We start from the raw sequence: 15,940 nt of genomic DNA, 5'->3' as shown, positions 1-15,940 counted from the left end.
AGACTGGTGCTCGTGACCACCACGGGGGACGGCGCGGTTCCGGACGGCGCGGACCTGGCGCTGGTGCTCCAGGAGCACCGCACGCACCTGGTGGGGGTGGCGTACCGGCTGACCGGCAGCGTCGCGGACGCCGAGGACGCGGTGCAGGAGGCCTGGCTGCGGCTGTCGGGGCTGTCCGAGCGGGCTCGGGCGGAGATCCGGGAGCCGCGCGCGTGGCTGACCACCGTGGTGGGCCGGGTGTGCCTGGACCGGTTGCGGTCGGCGGCGGTGCGGCGGGAGCGGTACGTGGGCAGCTGGCTGCCCGAGCCGCTGGTGGGCGAGGTCGTGGACGAGCCGCTGGACGCGGTGGTGCGCGACGACGGGGTGCGGATGGCCGCGCTGGTCGTGCTGGACCGGTTGACGCCCGAGCAGCGGGTGGCGTTCGTGCTGCACGACGCGTTCGGGCTGCCGTTCGACGAGATCGCGGCGGTGCTGGGCGTGGAGGTCGCGGCGGCGCGGCAGCACGCGTCCAGGGGCAGGCGCGCGGCGGCTGCGGCCGACCCGCCGCCGAGGGTGGCGCTGGCCGAGCAGCGCGAGGTGCTGGGGCGGTTCGTGGCGGCGCTGGCGGCCGGTGACGTGCAGGCCGTGCTGAGCCTGCTGCACCCGGACGCGCTGGTGATCAGCGACGGCGGCGGCAAGGCGCGCGCGGCGATCAACCAGGTCGTCGGCGCGGACCGGGTGGCGCGGTTCATGGTCGGGCTCGCGCTCAAGCACGGCGGGCTGGGCGACGCGCGGCCGGTGCTGGTGAACGGGGACCTGGGGCTGCTGCGGCGGGCGAGCCCGGAGGTGGCGCGGCGGATCACGTCGGTGGTGGTGCGGGACGGGCTGGTCGTGGCGCTCTACGACATCTCGAACCCGGACAAGCTCGGGCACGTGGACTTCGACGGGCCCGACTTCGACGGGCCCGCCTCCGACGAACCTGGCTCCGACGGGCCGCGGGTCGCCGAGGCGGGCTGAGGGCGCTCCCCGAGGACGCGGCGGCTCACAGCCGCCGCACGTCCAGCGCCTCCTCCACCACCCCGCCGCTCCCGTCGGGCCGCACCACGCACGCCCCGGCGCCGTCGCGCTCGGCGACCGCCTCCACCAGCTCCACCCCCCGGTAGAGCAACCCGGCCCCGTCGTCCGTGCAGTGCGTGACCGGCAGCTCGCCGCCGCCGACCGCCGCGTGCACGGCGGGCCGCCGCGCGGGCTCCGAGTCCAGGTGCACCCCGCTGCCGTACGGCAGGAACCCGAGCCCGTCGCGCACCACGCGCAACTGCGGCCCGAACGAGTCGGTCACCCCGCCCTCGTACCAGCAGATCGCCCCCGCCGACACCCCGCCGAGCACCACCCCGGCCTCCCAGGCGCGCCGGAGCACCGGGCCGAGCCCGTGCACCCGCCACACCGCGAGCAGGTTCGCCACCGACCCGCCGCCGACCCACACCACGTCGTGCTCCAGCACGAACGAGGCGACGTCGTCCACCGGCGGCATGGTGAACAGGTTCAGGTGCGCCACGTCCCACCCGGCGAGCTGCCCGGCCTCGCTCAGGTGCGCGTTGAAGAACCGCTGGTCCCCGTTGGCGGTGCCCACGTGCAGCAGCCGGGGCCGCCCGGTCGCGCCGGACAGCTCGACGGCGAACCGCACCAGGTCGCCGAACTCCAGCGACGTGCGCCGCCCGGCGCGGAAGCCACCCGAGGTGGCGAGGATCGTCGGTTGCTCCGCAGGCATCCCCAGATCCTGGCAACGCCCCGCGCGCCCCGGCAACCGGGAACCCGCAGTCGCACCCGTCCCGGCGGCGTTCACCCGAACCGACCACTCCCCCGCCGCGCCGGGCGGCTGCCGAACGGCCCGCACCCCTCGTTGTGGAACCATGGCCCGGTGCGCATGACGCTGCTGGCCAGGCTCCGCCGCTACGTCCAGAGAACCCTGCTGGGCGGCATCGCGATCGTCCTGATCGTCACAGGGGGCACGACGTTCCGGGTCTGGCAGGTGGCCAGGGACGACGACCGCACGCACGCGGACATGGCGGTGGTCCTGGGCGCCGCGCAGTACAACGGGGTCCCCTCGGACGTCCTGGCCGCCCGGCTGGAGCACGCGCGCAGGCTCTACGAGCAGGACGTGGTGGACTACATCGTCACCACCGGCGGCCGTCAGCCCGGCGACAACTTCACCGAGGGCGAGGCGGGCCGGATCTGGTTGGAGGAGCGCGGGGTGCCCGCCGACCGGGTGATCGAGATCGGCGAGGGCACCGACACGCTGGGCAGCATCAAGGCCGTCGCGGTGCGGGCGCACGAGCGCTCGCTGCGGACCGCGGTGATCGTCAGCGACCCGTGGCACTCGCTGCGGGCCCGCACCATGGCCGAGGACCAGGGCCTGGACGCGTGGACGTCGCCGACGCGCAGCGGCCCGAACGTGCAGACCCGCGAGATGCAGCTCTACTACATCCGCCGCGAGACCATGGCGCTGATGTACTACCACCTGCTCAAGGCCCCGGTGGACGCCGTGGACGACATCCCGATCTAGGAGCCGATCTCCACCCGGTGGTCGTCTCCCGGCCACGTCGGGGACGCCCGTCCTCCCCTACGGTGTTCGGATGAACCCCGGCTACTCCGACCACGACGGCGCCAGGCTCCTCCCCGAACCGCCGAAGGCCGCCGTTCTGCCCGGTTCGCGCACCGAGCGCCGGACGCCGTACGCGCGGGACCGGGCGCGGGTGCTGCACTCGGCGGCGCTGCGCAGGCTGGCGGGCAAGACCCAGGTGGTGGGCCCCGGCGAGGGCGCCGAGGTCACCGGCGTGCCGCGCACCCGGTTGACGCACTCGCTGGAGGTCGCCCAGATCGGCAGGGGCATCGGCGAGGAGCTGGGCTGCGACCCGGACCTGGTGGACACCGCAGGCCTCGCGCACGACATCGGCCACCCGCCGTTCGGGCACAACGGGGAGCGCGCGCTCAACGAGCTGGCCGGGCCGTGCGGCGGGTTCGAGGGCAACGCGCAGACGCTGCGCATCCTGACCAGGTTGGAGCCGAAGACCGACCGGGGGCTGAACCTGACGCGGGCCTGCCTGGACGCGGCGACCAAGTACCCGTGGCCGAGGCAGCCGGGGCTGGTGAAGTTCGGCGCGTACGAGGACGACCTGGCGGTGTTCGACTGGGTGCGGGAGGGCGCGCCGGGGCGGGAGCGGTGCCTGGAGGCGCAGGTCATGGACTGGGCCGACGACGTGGCGTACTCGGTGCACGACGTCGAGGACGGGGTGCTCGCGCACCGGATCAACCTGTACTCGCTGGGGGTCGCGGAGGAGCGGAGGGCGATCGCGGAGCTGGCGGCGGCGAACTTCTCGGCGCGGTCGGTGGCCGAGCTGGAGGCGGTGGCGGAGGAGCTGGCGACGCTGCCGGTGATCGCCGAGCTGGGGCACTACGACGCGACGCTGCGCGCCCAGTTCGCGCTCAAGCGGCTGACCAGCGAGCTGGTGGGGCGGTTCGCGTCGGCGGCGGTGGGGGCGACCAGGGCGGAGCACGGCGACGGGCGGCTGACCCGGTACGCGGCGGGCCTGGTGGTGCCGGAGCGGGCGGCGGCGGAGGTGGCGCTGCTGAAGGCGATGGCGGTGCGGTACGTGATGAGCGACCCGGTGCGCCGGGCGGCGCAGGAGCGGCAGCGGGAGCTGATCACCGAGCTGGCGCACGCCCTGCTGGAGCGGGCTCCGGGGGCGCTGGACCCGGCGTTCGCCCCGGCCTGGCACGCGGCGGCGGACGACGCGGCGCGGTTGCGGGTGATCGTGGACCAGGTGTCGCTGCTGACGGACGCGCAGGCGACGGCGTGGCACCGGATCCACGTGAACGGCGTGTGACCGGTGGCACACTGGGGTGATGGCCGAGGGCGCCCACCCGGTTCCCGACGACGTGTGGAGGTGATCGGGTGCGCGACCGGGGGCACCTGACGTTCGCGCTGGCGCTGCACGACGCGCTGGCCCCGGACCGCGCCCGCCCGGCCTGCTGGTCGCCGTACTCGGTGGCCGGCGCGCTCGGGCTGCTGGCCGAGGCGGGGCGCGGGCCCACCCGCGACGAGGTGCTGGCGCTGCTCGGGCCCGGTGGCCCCGAGCTGGTGCGGGGGACCGGGGTGGGGGCGCCCGCCGAGTTCGCCGTGGCGAACACCCTGTGGGCCGCCGACGACCTGCCGCTGGTGGAGGGCTTCCTGCGCGGCCTGGCCGACTGGCCCGGTGGCGCCGCGCGCTCGGCCCCGTTCGCGGCGGACCCGGAGGGCGCCCGCGCGCTGATCAACGCGGACGTCGCGAAGACCACCCGCGATCTGGTCCCGCAGCTGCTCCGGTCGGGCTCGGTGCGGGCGGACACGGTGTCGGTGCTGGTCAACGCGCTGTACCTGAAGACCGCGTGGGTGACCGCGTTCCCGGAGCGCGCGACCGCCGACCGGCCGTTCCACACCCCCTCCGGGACCCGCCCGGTGCCGACGATGCGGGTCACCGCGAACGCCCGGCACGCCGCGCGCGCCGGGTGGCAGGCGGTCGCGCTGCCCGCCGAGGGCGGGGTGGAGCTGGTCGTGCTGCTGCCGGACGGCGGGCTGGGCGCGCTCGACGGCGTGCCCGAGGTGCTGGACGGGCTGGAGCACCGGCGGGTGGACCTGTCGCTGCCGAGGGCCCGGCTGGAGTTCTCCGCCCTGCTCGGCGGGGCGCTGCGCGGCCTGGGCGTGCGGTCGGTGTTCGGGTCGGGCGCGGACCTGACCGCGCTCAGCCCCGACCCCAGGCTGGTGGTCGGCGAGGTGGTGCACGAGGCGGTGCTGCGGGTGGACGAGCAGGGGCTGGAGGGCGCCGCGGCCACGGCGGTGCTGGTGCGGGCGGCGGCGTTCCGGCCCGCACCCGAGCCGCTGGTGGTGCGGGTGGACCGGCCGCACCTGCTGCTGGTGCGGCACGCCCGCACGGGAGCGGTGTTCTTCCTGGCCCAGGTGGTCTCGCCGTAGGCGCACCGGGGTGGCGCGGGCCTCGCGCCACCCCGGCGCACGTCAGCCGGCGCACGTCAGCCGGCGCCGGGTCCGATCAGCTCCACGTCGCCCCTGCGCGCCGCCCACTGCTCCACGGCCTGGCGGCACGCCTGGTCCTGGTGCCGCACGCCCGCCATGTCCAGCCGCAGCCTGCGGTCGCCCGGCACGGCGTCCAGCCGGTCCAGCAGCTGGGGCAGCCGCAGGAACGTCGCGTTGCCGCGCACCTCCACGCGGTCGCCGTCCACGGTCACGCTCAGCCGCGACACGTCCCACGCCGTCTTGACCACGGCCGCCAGCAGGCCGACGAGCGTGCCGGTCAGCAGGTCGGTGGTGACGATCAGGGTCGCGGTCAGCACCAGCACCGCCGCCTCGGCCCGGTCGGTCCTGGCCAGCGCCAGCACCCCGCGCAGCGCGAGGAGCTTCCAGCCCGCGTGCACCAGCAGGCCCGCCAGCACCGCGAGGGGGATGGCCGCCAGGGTCTGCGGCAGCAGCGCCACGAACACCAGCAGCCACACGCCGTGCAGCACCCTGGACGCCTTGGTGCGGGCGCCCGCGTCGACGTTCGCCGCGCTGCGCACGATCACCGCCGTCATCGGCAGCGCGCCGACCAGCCCGCACAGGGTGTTGCCGACGCCCTGCGCGACGAGCTCGCGGTCGTAGTGGGTGCGGGGGCCGTCGTGCATCCGGTCCACCGCCGCCGCGCTGAACAGGCTCTCCGCCGACGCCACCAGCGCGAAGGTCAGCACCGCCCCGATCAGGGCGGGCGTGACCGGGGCCTCGCCGACGAACGTGAGCTCGTCCGCCAGCGCCCCCACCCGGATGCGCGGCACGTCGAACGCCGCCCCCGCCGCGCTGGCGACCACCACGGCCACCAGCACGCCGGGCACCTTCGCCAGCCGCTCGGGCGCGTGCCGCTTCCACAGCACGGCCACCACGACGGTCAGCGCGCCGAGCGCCGCCGCCGGGCCCAGCAGGTCGGGGGCCAGCGCGGGCAGGCCGAGGAACTTGTCGGCCGTCGTGCCGGGCGCGCCGCGTCCCACCAGCGGGTAGAGCTGCCCGAGGATCAGCACCAGGCCGATCCCGGCGAGCATCCCCTGCACCACGGCCGGCGAGATGGCCCGGAACCAGCGGCCAAGGCGCAGCGCGCCGAGGAGCACCTGGAGCAGGCCCGCGCCGAGCACGATCAGGCCCAGGGAGGCCGCGCCGTGGGTGGCGACGGTGTCGGCGACCAGCACGGTCAGACCCGCCGCCGGGCCGCTGACCTGCATGGTGCTGCCCGGCAGCAGGCCGACGACGAGGCCGCCGACCACGCCGGTGACGATGCCCAGCTCGGCGGGCACGCCGGACGCCACCGCGACGCCGACGCACAGCGGCAGCGCCACCAGGAAGACCACGAGCGAGGCGCCGAGGTCGGGGACGAGGGTGGACCCGAGGCGGGTCCTGCGGCCCGGCCCGCGCTCGCGGGGGACGGGCTGCTGGAGCTGTTCGGTCACTGGGGGCTCCGTGAGGTTCGTGGGGGTGGCTTCCGCGCTCGCCGCGGGGCTCGCAGGAGGGCTCGCGAGGGGGCTCGCGAGCGGGCTCACAGGGGGCGGAAGCCCGCGGCTTCGAGCGCGGGGCGGTGGTGGCCCCCGGACCCGGTGCGCGCGGTGGGCTGCGGCTCGTGCGTGGACACGACGCCGGTCTCGATGTCGTAGAACCAGCCGTGGACGCGCACCGCGCCGGTGGCGACCCGCTCGGCCACGAACGGGTAGCGGGTGAGCGCGTCGAGCTGGGTGAGCACGTGCCTGCGGCCCTCGGCGCGCAGGGCGGGGTCGTCGGCGCGCTCGCCGGGCGTGAGGTGCTCGGTGAGCCAGCGGCGCAGGTGCGGCAGGTGGTCGAGCGGGTCGTCGGCGTGCAGCGCGCGCACCGCGCCGCAGTGCGAGTGGCCGCAGACGACGATCTCCGAGACGGCCAGCTGGACGACGGCGAACTCGATGGTGGCGAGCTCGCCGCAGGTCGAGTCCGGGGTGAAGCGCGGGATCACGTTGCCCGCGGTGCGCAGCTCGAAGAGGCTGCCGGGTTCGGCCCCCGTGATCGCCGAGGGGACGATCCGGGAATCCGCGCAGGTGATGAACAGGACGGTCGGTGATTGGCCCTGGGCCAGCCTGCGCCCGGCGTCGACCGGCCTGCGGTCGGCGTGCGTCCTGGCGTGCTGGACGAGAGAGGTGAATTCCACTGTGCGCTCCGCTGATCGGTTGTCACTGCTCCCGCAGGAATGCGGTTTCTCCTCGCGGTGGGGAATTCGGCGAGGGGTGGCGCGGTGCGGTCGATCAGGTGCGGAACACCTGGAGGGCCGGTGGGGACGTCCACGGGTCGGCGTCCGGTTCGGCGGGCGGGGCGGAGATCGTGGCGGGCGGGTTCGGCCGGTTCGGGAAGGCCGGGCGGGCGACGGGGCGGGTGGGGCGCTCGCGCTGCTCCTCCAGGGCGCCCGCCCGGAACTTGGGGGCTTCGCGCAGCTCGCGGGGGATCTTCTCCTCGCTGCTGGAGTGGCCTCCGGAGTGCCCGCCGTGCGAGCGGACGGCTGCCAGGTCGACCTCGCAGGTGAGGAAGGCGGCCACCAGGGCGAGCACGAGGAAGATCGCCGACGAGCGCACCACAACCACCTCCCCGAACGTGGGAACCGGCGTCCGTTTGTCCGATTCGTGACTCCAGTGTCACAGGGGAGGGTGACGCGGTGGTTAAAGACATCCCAGCTTTACTCCGTGGCGACGAAGTATCACCCGATAGTCGGTGAGCTGGAACATGCACAGGGTTTCACATTACTGACCGTGACAGAAAAACGTGAAAGAATCTCTATATCACGGTGTTATCACGGGGAATTCATCGCCCGGAAGGGTGAGCGGTGGAATCAGCTTTCCCCGCCGATGCTTCCGGGGACCGCTCCCGGAAACCGGCCGTTCACCCCGTGAACGCCGAACGGCGCCCGCGCGGTGGTCGCGCGGGCGCCGTCCGGGGAGGCGTCGGGAGCGGTCAGGCCCCGATGAGCCGAGCCGCCAGGTAGCCCTCGATCTGGTCCATGGACACCCGCTCCTGCGACATGGTGTCGCGCTCGCGCACGGTCACCGCGTGGTCGGTGAGGGTGTCGAAGTCGACCGTGACGCAGAACGGCGTGCCGATCTCGTCCTGCCTGCGGTACCGGCGGCCGATCGCGCCCGCGTCGTCGAACTCCACGTTCCAGTGCTTGCGCAGCGCGGCGGCCAGGTCCTTCGCCTTGGGCGAGAGGTCGGCGTTGCGCGAGAGCGGCAGCACGGCCGCCTTCACCGGCGCGAGCCTGCGGTCCAGGCGCAGCACGACCCGCTTGTCCACGCCGCCCTTGGCGTTGGGCGCCTCGTCCTCGGTGTAGGCCTCCAGCAGGAACGCCATCATCGGACGGCCCACGCCCGCCGCGGGCTCGATCACGAACGGGCGGTAGCGGGAGTTGGTGGCCTGGTCGAAGTATGACAGGTCGACGCCCGAGTGGTTGGAGTGCGTGGTGAGGTCGAAGTCGGTGCGGTTGGCGATGCCCTCCAGCTCGCCCCACTCCTGGCCGCCGAAGCGGAAGCGGTACTCGATGTCGACGGTGCGCTTCGCGTAGTGCGACAGCTTCTCCGCCGGGTGCTCGTAGTGCCGCAGGTTGTCCGCCGAGATGCCGAGTTCGGTGTACCAGCGGGTGCGCTCGTCGATCCAGTACTGGTGCCACTGCTCGTCGGTGCCGGGCTCGACGAAGAACTCCATCTCCATCTGCTCGAACTCGCGGGTGCGGAAGATGAAGTTGCCGGGCGTGATCTCGTTGCGGAACGACTTGCCGATCTGGCCGATGCCGAACGGGGGCTTGCGGCGCGAGGTGGTCTGCACGTTCAGGAAGTTCGTGAAGATGCCCTGCGCGGTCTCGGGCCGCAGGTAGTGCAGGCCCTCCTCGGTCTCGACCGGGCCGAGGTGGGTCTTGAGCAGGCCGTTGAACATGCGCGGCTCGGTGTACTGGCCGCGGGTGCCGCAGTTGGGGCACGGCACGTCGGAGACGTCGCCCTCGGCCACGTCCTTGCCGGTGCGCTCGGCGTACTCCTCGGACAGCGTGTCCTGCCGGAACCGCTTGTGGCAGGAGTTGCACTCGACGAGCGGGTCGACGAACGCCTCGACGTGCCCGGAGGCGGTCCACACCTCGCGCGGCAGGATGACGGAGGAGTCCAGCCCGACGACGTCCTCGCGCCCGCGCACCATGAAGTTCCACCACTGGCGCTTGATGTTGTCCTTGAGCTCGACCCCGAGCGGCCCGTAGTCCCACGCGGACCGGGTGCCGCCGTAGATCTCCCCGCACGGGTAGACGAAGCCACGGCGCTTGCAGAGGCTGACGACGGTCTCGATGCGATCGACTGCCACGGGGGCTCCATCGGGGCTGCGGGGAGAACGGATGCGTCAGGGTAGTCCCAGGGCCGCGCTCCCCATCGGGCGACCGGGGACGGGTGTGGATCACGGGCGGTGATCGCGGCGGGGGCGGGGGAACCGGGTGGTTCCCCCGCCGGACGTCAGGCGCTCCACCGCCGCCCGGTGGCCGCGGCCAGCGAGAGCACGGGTGCGGAGCGCCCGGACGTCGCGCTCCCGCCGAGGGGCGACAGCAGGTCCTTCACCACGATCCAGCGGGGCCGCCACACCGCGTCGACCTGCCCGGCGGGCTGCCCGAGCCCCGCGCGGAGCAGCGCGTCGACGGTGTCCCAGGAGGGCAGGGCGCTGCCCGCGAAGGCGCGCTGGAAGGTGCTGATCGACCCGCGTGGCCTGGTCCGGTGGGCCAGCTCCCGCAGGGACGGCTCACCGGCCTCCCTGCGGGCCCGCCGCAACGAGAGGGCGAACTCCTCGACCGCGCGGGCGATCTCGGGATCGGAGTGGGGCATGGGGACCTCCTGCCCGCGCGGTCCGCTCGGGTCCCGCGCGGGGTTCGGCGCTGTCGGGTCGTCAGGCGGGCACGGCGGTCGCGGGCGCGCCTGAACCACCCCGCCCGCTGGAGCCGGGGGTGCCCAGCAGCCGGATCGCGACCTCGGCCGCCGCGGCGGCGACCAGCCCGGCGGCGGTGGCGCTCTCCGTCCCGGAGAACCCGGCGGCCAGGAAGGCGCCGAGCATCGCGGGCGCGACCACGCCGGTGATCCACAAGAAGCACAGGAAACGGATCTTCATCGGGCATACCTCTCTTCCGCTCGGACCTACCGCTGTTCGGGAGGTCCTCGCGCGCATGTGAGATCAGCAGTGTTGACGACCTGGACGTGGGTCTGCTCCACGACATCTCCCGAAAGCTGGGCTGGCAGGCCCGGGGAGACGCAGGGGCGACTATATCCGAATTGCCGAAGAGAGGTAGTGGAGGACAGGCGGCACATAACGCGAACCGGATCGAGAGCATTGCTCGACATCGAGCGCGGACGGATGCCGACGCGCCTCGCACCACCTATGCGGAATTGATCCCCCTATTTTCCGCACTAGTGCGGAGCCACACCGGATGCGGTACGGGAGACTCATACTCCGGGCGCCCGACGCACCGCGCGGGCGCGGCGGGAGCAAGGCGAAGGGCCCCCCACTGCCATGGGAGGCCCTTCTTCAGTCCCGATGCCCACGTCCAGGTCACGTGCTGGGGAAGAGAGCTCCGGGCCGTCTTGGGGGCACGCTGCGGGAGGTCAGGACGCTGACCGCTCCCACTCGGGCTCCCGAGGTGGGGGAAGTTCCCCCGGCAGCGGGGGGAAGAGAGCGAGGAGAGGCTGCGGACAGGTCTCGGACGCGACGCCGGAAGAAATTCCAACGCCGAAGTCATCAGTTCTCACAGAATTCCCCTCCCGCACACCGCTCCCCACCGGCGGTCGGCACCGAGCCCCGACCGGGGTGCCGCGACGACCAGAGTGGCCGAGAAGGAGAATTTTCGCAAGGAGGAGCGCCCGGTGAACCGGATTGGAACGGCGTGAAACGATCTGAAGCGAATAGGACCACCACTGCCCGGCGTCGTCCGGTAGCCTGTCGAGCCGAATTCCCGCGAGCATCGCGGGGAAACCGCTACCGGGGCGTGCTGCTCGGTTCCGCCGCCTCGCCGAGGCGCACCGTGAACGCGTCGCTCGCCACCAGGCTGGTCCGGCGCTCGACCTCGCCGCCGCCTGACGTGAGCAGCGGCTCGTACGTGCCGGACTGCTCCGCGATCGCCTCGGACAGCAGCGGGACCACCGCCTCGCGGACCGGGAACGGGGACAGGGAGCGGCGGTAGGCGACGACCGACTCGAAGCGGGCCGTCAGCACGTAGCGGTCCGGTTCGTCCATCGAGCGGGCCAGGTCGGCGCTCAGGCAGCCCGGCTGGGCGGTGAGCAGGGACAGGGCCTGCGCGACCCTGGCGGTGAACGGCTCCGCGGCCTCTTCCGGGACGTCGAACCTGCACACGAGCAGCATCGGGCAAGCCTCCCACGCGGACGGGCGGGCGCCCGGCTCGGGCCGGGCCCGGAGGACCCGCCGGAGGACCACCCCGGAAGTCGCCCGCGGAACGACCGGGCGACGTCCTCGGGAACGACCTCGGGGTCGGGCGGGGAAGCGCCTAGTATTGGGGGTGAAAATCCATGCCAAGTGGGAGGCGCCGTGACGGTTGGGGTGAGGGGCGGGCACGTGCACTCCCCCGCTCGCGAAGCGCCGCGCCCGGCCCCGGCCCGCCCGCCGACGGCCACCCTGGAGGCCGCGGGCGAGCTGCTCCGCGCGCTGGCCGCGCCGGTCCGCATCGCGATCGTGCTCCAGCTGCGCGAGTCCGACCGCTGCGTGCACGAGCTGGTCGAGGCGCTGGGCGTGGCCCAGCCGCTCATCAGCCAGCACCTGCGCGTGCTCAAGGCCGCGGGCGTCGTGCACGGCGAGCGGCACGGGCGGGAGGTGGTCTACCGGCTGGCCGACGAGCACCTCGCGCACATCGTCGTCGACGCGGTGACGCACGCGGAGGAGACCACTCGTGGTATCAACGAGGCCCGTACGTCCCGGACGGAGGACCTGTGACGACAAGCGAGCGTCCCGGCACCGCGGTGCCGGGGCTGCGTTCCACCAAGCAGCGCACCGCCGTGTCCAAGCTGCTCGACCAGCTCGACGAGTTCCGCTCGGCCCAGGAGCTGCACGAGGAGCTGCGCAAGCGCGGTGAGGGCATCGGTCTGACCACGGTCTACCGCACCCTCCAGTCGCTGGCCGAGGCGGGCGAGGTGGACGTGCTGCGCACGGACTCCGGCGAGGCGATCTACCGCCGCTGCTCCGCCCACCACCATCACCACCTGGTGTGCCGGCACTGCGGCCACACCGTGGAGGTCGAGGGGCCCGCGGTGGAGAAGTGGGCGGACCGGGTCGCCGAGGAGAACGGGTTCTCCGCGATCAGCCACACCGTGGAGATCTTCGGCACCTGCGCGGACTGCACGGCCGCCCGGTCCTGACCGGGCGCGAGCACCGGAACGCGGCACCGCGAACGACGCCCTGCCCCGGACCCTCCCGAAGGGGGTCCGGGGCAGGCGCGCGCCTAGCCCTCGTAGGTCTCCCGGGGCGCGGCGATGGGGACGACCTCGCCCACGGTGAACGTGGGCACGTACGCGGTCTCCTTCGTGGCCGTGCCCGGCACGTACCGCCCGGTCACCTCGACCCACTGGTCGGTCGCCCACACGCCCATGTCCGCGCCGGTGAGCAGCACCTTGATCGGCCGGGCGTCGGCGGCGCAGCAGGAGATCGCCAGGCGCGCCACGAACACCTGCCCGTCGACCCGCGCCACGAACCCGGTGAGCCGCACGGTGCGGTCGTCGAGCGAGCCGGAGTCGTCCCACGCGGTGCGGGTGACGAACTCGGTGATGGTCAGCGGCACCACCGCGTCGTCGGCCAGCGGCGCGAACCCGCCGGAGGACGACTGCGCCTGCGGCTGCCCGTCGTCGGCCCGGCTGACGCTGTCCGAGCCGAGCGCGGGCGGGCTGATCAGGAACACCGCCAGCACCGGCAGCAGGAGCAGCCACGGGCTGCGGCTGCCCCCGTGCTCGTGGTCGCCGTGCTCGTGGTCGTCGTGCGCCTCGGGCTCGCCGGAGGTCGCCCTGGCGTGCTGGGCCCGCACGTCCCGCACGATCGCCACCACGGCCAGCAGCACCATCACCACCCCCGTGGCCACCAGCCACGGTTGCAGCGACGCCTTCACGTACCGCAGGTACGTCCCGGTCAGCGCCAGCTTCAGCAGCGCGCCGCCGAGCAGCACGAGCAGCACGTTCTGGGTCTCGCGCCTCACAGGAACACCCACCCCGACACCAGCGCGCAGGCCACGGCCACCACGAACGTGGCAGGCGCGAACCGCGCGGCGAACTTCCGCCCGAAAGCGCCCGCCTGGAGCGCGACGAGCTTCACGTCCACGGCGGGTCCCACGACCAGGAACACCAGCCGGGGCAGCAGCGGCAGCGCGGACATCGACATGGCCACGAACGCGTCGGCCTCGCTGCACAGCGCGAGCACGACCGCCAGCAGCGCCATCACGAGCACCGCCAGCGCGATCTGCGCGCCCAGCGTCTCCAGCCACGCCGTGGGCACCAGCACGTTGAACACCGCCGCGAACACCCCGCCCAGCACCAGGAACCCGCCGGCCTCGACCAGGTCGTGCCGCGCGGTCTCGGCGAACACCGCCCACCTCGACCGGCCGTCGTGGTCGGCGATGCGGCGCAGCGCGCGCTCGGCGATCCACCCGGCCTTGCCGAAGCGGGTCCACAACCAGCCCATCACCACGGCGGTCAGCAGCGAGCCGACGAACCGGGCGGGCACCATCCACGGCGCGTCCTTGAAGGCGACGGCCGTCGACACCAGCACCACCGGGTTCACGGCGGGCGCGGCGAGCAGGAACGCCAGCGCGGCGGCGGGCGCGACGCCCTGCTGCATGAGCCGCCTGGCCACCGGCACCGACGCGCACTCGCAGCCGGGCAGCGCCACGCCCGCGAGGCCCGCGACCGGCACGGCCAGCGCGGGGTTGCGGGGCATGGCGCGGCGCAGCAGCGACGCGGGCACGAACGCGGCGATCGCGCCGCTGATGAGCACGCCGAGCACGAGGAACGGCATGGCCTGGACGCACACCGCGACGAACACCGTGGCGCCGGTGCGCAGCGCGGGCACGTCGAGCACCCCCACCAGCCAGTCCTGCAGCAGCAGGGCCAGCACGAGGAGGCCGCACAGGACCTCCAGCGAGGTGACGCGCCAGCGGGCGCGCGGGCGGCGCGGCCCCCTGATCTCGCCAGTGATTGTCATTGCCGAGATGATGCCACGCCGCTCACGCGTTCGGAGGAACGACCGGGGAACGGGCCGGGAAGTCCCGACGCCGCCGGTCCCGCCCGGCTAGGCCTCCTCCTCGTCCTCCTCGTACTCCTCCTGCAGCTCGTCGATGGTGGCCAGCACGTCGGCCACGTCCTCGACCGGCAGCAGCGGCTCGACCACGGCGAGCACCTTGCCGCGCCGCTGGCTCACCACGGACTCGGCGAGCGCCACCGCGTCGTCGCGCAGGTACGGCCCGCACACGAAGCTGCCCCAGTCCTCGCCGCCGGAGGCCTCGAAGGTGACCGCCCAGGGCAGGCCCTCGACCTCGTCGGCGTCCTCGGGCTCGTACACCACAACGCCACCCATGATCAGGCTCCGCCTTCCGCTCTGGCCAGCAGTTCGCCGCGCAGCTGCGAGGCGGTGGAAACGACGAGCATCAGCAGGGTGCTGAGCGGCTCGGGGTCGAGGCCCTCCGCGGGGAAGGCGTAGCGCAGGGTGACGTCCATGCCCCGGTCGGTGTGGACCACGCCGAGCGTGCCGAACAGGCCCTGACCGGCCCGCTCGGCGGCCGACGAGGCCAGGTCGGGGCTGTTCGGCAGGTCCCAGGCGACGACGCAGGTGAGGCTGAGCACGGTCAGGCCCTCGGCCAGCCGCATCGCCTGCACCGCGCACGGCACGTCGCCGTGCCGGAAGCTCAGCGCGCCGTCGTCGTCCACGTGCACCTCGTGGAACAGCTCCAGCGCGGTGCGGGCCGAGGTGAGCAGCCGGGCGGTGACCTCGGCGTCCTCGTCGGTCACGAGGTCTCCTCATCGGGTTCGGGGGCGTCGTCCGGGCCGGGGTCGGGCCCGGTGCGGTCGTCCGGCCGGTCGATCGCGCCGCCGAAGCGGCGGTCGCGCATGGCGTACTGCTCGCAGGCGCGCCACAGGTCCTCGCGGCCGAAGTCCGGCCACAGGATGTCCTGGAACACCAGCTCGGCGTACGCGGACTGCCACAGCATGAAGTTGGACGTGCGCTGCTCGCCGGAGGGCCGGATGAACAGGTCGACGTCGGGCATCTCCGGCTGGTACAGGTAGCGGGCGATGGTGCGCTCGTCCACCTTGTCCGGGTTGATCTTGCCGGCGGCGGCCAGGCGGGCGATCTCGCGGGCGGCGTCGCCGACCTCGGCGCGACCCCCGTAGTTGATGCACATCGCCAGGTTGAGCGTGGTGTTGTGCTTGGTCCGCTCCTGCGCGGACTCCAGCTCGGTGACGACGCTGCGCCACAGCCGGGGCCTGCGCCCGGCCCAGCGCACCCGCACGCCCAGCTCGTCCAGCTCGTCGGTGCGGCGGTGGATCACGTCCCGGCTGAAGCCCATGAGGAAGCGGACCTCCTCGGGGCTGCGCCGCCAGTTCTCGGTCGAGAAGGCGTACAGCGACAGCCACTTCACGCCCATCTCGATGGCGCCCTTGGCGGCTTCGACCACGTTGGCCTCGCCGCGCTTGTGGCCCTCCACCCGCGACAGGCCGCGCTGGTTGGCCCAGCGGCCGTTGCCGTCCATGACGATCGCGATGTGCTTGGGCACGAACTCGGCCGGGATCGCGGGGGGTTTCGCGCCCGACGCGAGGGGTTCCGGGGGCCGCGGTGCGCGCGTCTCGCGCTCGGCCCTCCTGCGGCGGAGCATGA

At 73.8% G+C, this 15,940-nt stretch carries 19 protein-coding genes; 6 read left to right on the top strand and 13 right to left on the bottom strand.

Features of this window, described 5'->3' with window-relative positions; genetic code table 11:
- Nucleotides 1-6 precede the first annotated feature (6 nt).
- Complete coding sequence (gene sigJ / locus AMIR_RS06385) at nt 7-996, top strand: RNA polymerase sigma factor SigJ (RefSeq protein ID WP_015800116.1); 990 nt, start codon at nt 7-9, stop codon at nt 994-996.
- Nucleotides 997-1,021: 25 nt separating this feature from the next.
- Here sigJ and AMIR_RS06380 read toward each other — a convergent pair whose 3' ends face one another.
- Nucleotides 1,022-1,747 (bottom strand): Type 1 glutamine amidotransferase-like domain-containing protein, encoded by a 726-nt coding sequence (locus tag AMIR_RS06380; protein ID WP_015800115.1) that lies wholly within the window; start codon nt 1,745-1,747, stop codon nt 1,022-1,024.
- A gap of 156 nt (nt 1,748-1,903) precedes the next feature.
- Here AMIR_RS06380 and AMIR_RS06375 point away from each other — a divergent pair, with 156 nt between their 5' ends.
- The 3 genes from AMIR_RS06375 to AMIR_RS06365 all read left to right on the top strand — a co-directional run bounded on the left by AMIR_RS06375 (nt 1,904) and on the right by AMIR_RS06365 (nt 4,987).
- Nucleotides 1,904-2,542, top strand: a complete 639-nt coding sequence (locus AMIR_RS06375; protein ID WP_015800114.1) for a YdcF family protein — start codon at nt 1,904-1,906, stop codon at nt 2,540-2,542.
- Nucleotides 2,543-2,612: 70 nt separating this feature from the next.
- Nucleotides 2,613-3,863 carry a deoxyguanosinetriphosphate triphosphohydrolase gene (locus tag AMIR_RS06370; RefSeq protein ID WP_015800113.1) on the top strand — a complete coding sequence of 417 codons (1,251 nt, stop codon included), beginning with the start codon at nt 2,613-2,615 and terminating at the stop codon, nt 3,861-3,863.
- 68 nt (nt 3,864-3,931) lie between these two features.
- Nucleotides 3,932-4,987 (top strand): serpin family protein, encoded by a 1,056-nt coding sequence (locus AMIR_RS06365; RefSeq protein WP_015800112.1) that lies wholly within the window; start codon nt 3,932-3,934, stop codon nt 4,985-4,987.
- Nucleotides 4,988-5,043: 56 nt separating this feature from the next.
- Here AMIR_RS06365 and AMIR_RS06360 read toward each other — a convergent pair whose 3' ends face one another.
- The 7 genes from AMIR_RS06360 to AMIR_RS06330 form a co-directional block, all read right to left on the bottom strand.
- Nucleotides 5,044-6,501, bottom strand: coding sequence for a SulP family inorganic anion transporter (locus AMIR_RS06360; protein WP_015800111.1), 1,458 nt, complete (start codon nt 6,499-6,501; stop codon nt 5,044-5,046).
- An 86-nt stretch (nt 6,502-6,587) separates the two neighbouring features.
- On the bottom strand, nt 6,588-7,223 hold the full coding sequence (locus AMIR_RS06355) for a carbonic anhydrase (protein ID WP_015800110.1): 636 nt from the start codon (nt 7,221-7,223) through the stop codon (nt 6,588-6,590).
- Nucleotides 7,224-7,317: 94 nt separating this feature from the next.
- Nucleotides 7,318-7,650, bottom strand: a complete 333-nt coding sequence (locus tag AMIR_RS06350; protein WP_143760651.1) for a hypothetical protein — start codon at nt 7,648-7,650, stop codon at nt 7,318-7,320.
- Nucleotides 7,651-8,017: 367 nt separating this feature from the next.
- The gene (locus AMIR_RS06345) at nt 8,018-9,403 is read right to left on the bottom strand and encodes a glycine--tRNA ligase (RefSeq protein WP_015800108.1); all 1,386 of its coding nucleotides are present in this window, start codon (nt 9,401-9,403) and stop codon (nt 8,018-8,020) included.
- Nucleotides 9,404-9,549: 146 nt separating this feature from the next.
- Entirely contained in the window at nt 9,550-9,912 is a 363-nt protein-coding gene (locus AMIR_RS40010) for a hypothetical protein (protein WP_015800107.1), read from the bottom strand.
- 61 nt (nt 9,913-9,973) lie between these two features.
- Nucleotides 9,974-10,192: a hypothetical protein gene (locus AMIR_RS06335; RefSeq protein WP_015800106.1), complete on the bottom strand. Its 219-nt coding sequence runs from the start codon at nt 10,190-10,192 to the stop codon at nt 9,974-9,976.
- A gap of 861 nt (nt 10,193-11,053) precedes the next feature.
- Entirely contained in the window at nt 11,054-11,437 is a 384-nt protein-coding gene (locus AMIR_RS06330; protein ID WP_015800105.1) for an antibiotic biosynthesis monooxygenase family protein, read from the bottom strand.
- A 183-nt stretch (nt 11,438-11,620) separates the two neighbouring features.
- Between AMIR_RS06330 and AMIR_RS06325 the strand changes: the two genes are divergently transcribed.
- On the top strand, nt 11,621-12,022 hold the full coding sequence (locus AMIR_RS06325; RefSeq protein ID WP_015800104.1) for an ArsR/SmtB family transcription factor: 402 nt from the start codon (nt 11,621-11,623) through the stop codon (nt 12,020-12,022).
- Nucleotides 12,019-12,444, top strand: a complete 426-nt coding sequence (locus tag AMIR_RS06320) for a Fur family transcriptional regulator (protein WP_015800103.1) — start codon at nt 12,019-12,021, stop codon at nt 12,442-12,444. Before AMIR_RS06325 ends, AMIR_RS06320 begins: the two co-directional genes overlap by 4 nt.
- Nucleotides 12,445-12,527: 83 nt before the next feature.
- On the opposite strand, the gene AMIR_RS06315 is transcribed toward AMIR_RS06320, so the two are convergent.
- From AMIR_RS06315 to AMIR_RS06295, 5 genes are all read right to left on the bottom strand, one after another.
- A complete protein-coding gene (locus AMIR_RS06315) occupies nt 12,528-13,271 on the bottom strand; it encodes a TIGR03943 family putative permease subunit (RefSeq protein WP_015800102.1) in 744 nt (247 codons plus the stop codon).
- Nucleotides 13,268-14,272, bottom strand: a complete 1,005-nt coding sequence (locus AMIR_RS06310; RefSeq protein WP_015800101.1) for a permease — start codon at nt 14,270-14,272, stop codon at nt 13,268-13,270. Before AMIR_RS06310 ends, AMIR_RS06315 begins: the two co-directional genes overlap by 4 nt.
- Nucleotides 14,273-14,359: 87 nt before the next feature.
- Entirely contained in the window at nt 14,360-14,644 is a 285-nt protein-coding gene (locus AMIR_RS06305) for a hypothetical protein (RefSeq protein WP_015800100.1), read from the bottom strand.
- Nucleotides 14,645-14,646: 2 nt separating this feature from the next.
- Nucleotides 14,647-15,075, bottom strand: coding sequence for a YbjN domain-containing protein (locus AMIR_RS06300; RefSeq protein ID WP_015800099.1), 429 nt, complete (start codon nt 15,073-15,075; stop codon nt 14,647-14,649).
- Nucleotides 15,072-15,938, bottom strand: a complete 867-nt coding sequence (locus AMIR_RS06295) for an isoprenyl transferase (protein ID WP_015800098.1) — start codon at nt 15,936-15,938, stop codon at nt 15,072-15,074. The genes AMIR_RS06300 and AMIR_RS06295 overlap by 4 nt, the downstream gene beginning before the upstream one ends.
- Nucleotides 15,939-15,940: the final 2 nt, after the last annotated feature.

Origin of the sequence: Actinosynnema mirum DSM 43827 (assembly GCF_000023245.1) — a bacterium.
Taxonomy (GTDB): Bacteria; Actinomycetota; Actinomycetes; order Mycobacteriales; family Pseudonocardiaceae; genus Actinosynnema; species Actinosynnema mirum.
Note: the sequence above shows the minus strand (reverse complement) of the source record. Positions and strands in the feature narration are given on the sequence as shown.

Bases quoted from the DNA above. Each gene is read 5' to 3' on its own strand.
- AMIR_RS06375 (WP_015800114.1), top strand. From the start codon at position 1,904: ATGACGCTGCTGGCCAGGCTCCGCCGCTACGTCCAGAGAACCCTGCTG.
- AMIR_RS06310 (WP_015800101.1), bottom strand. From the start codon at position 14,272: ATGACAATCACTGGCGAGATCAGGGGGCCGCGCCGCCCGCGCGCCCGC.
- AMIR_RS06335 (WP_015800106.1), bottom strand. From the start codon at position 10,192: ATGAAGATCCGTTTCCTGTGCTTCTTGTGGATCACCGGCGTGGTCGCG.
- AMIR_RS06330 (WP_015800105.1), bottom strand. From the start codon at position 11,437: ATGCTGCTCGTGTGCAGGTTCGACGTCCCGGAAGAGGCCGCGGAGCCG.
- AMIR_RS40010 (WP_015800107.1), bottom strand. From the start codon at position 9,912: ATGCCCCACTCCGATCCCGAGATCGCCCGCGCGGTCGAGGAGTTCGCC.
- AMIR_RS06370 (WP_015800113.1), top strand. From the start codon at position 2,613: ATGAACCCCGGCTACTCCGACCACGACGGCGCCAGGCTCCTCCCCGAA.
- AMIR_RS06305 (WP_015800100.1), bottom strand. From the start codon at position 14,644: ATGGGTGGCGTTGTGGTGTACGAGCCCGAGGACGCCGACGAGGTCGAG.
- AMIR_RS06295 (WP_015800098.1), bottom strand. From the start codon at position 15,938: ATGCTCCGCCGCAGGAGGGCCGAGCGCGAGACGCGCGCACCGCGGCCC.
- AMIR_RS06380 (WP_015800115.1), bottom strand. From the start codon at position 1,747: ATGCCTGCGGAGCAACCGACGATCCTCGCCACCTCGGGTGGCTTCCGC.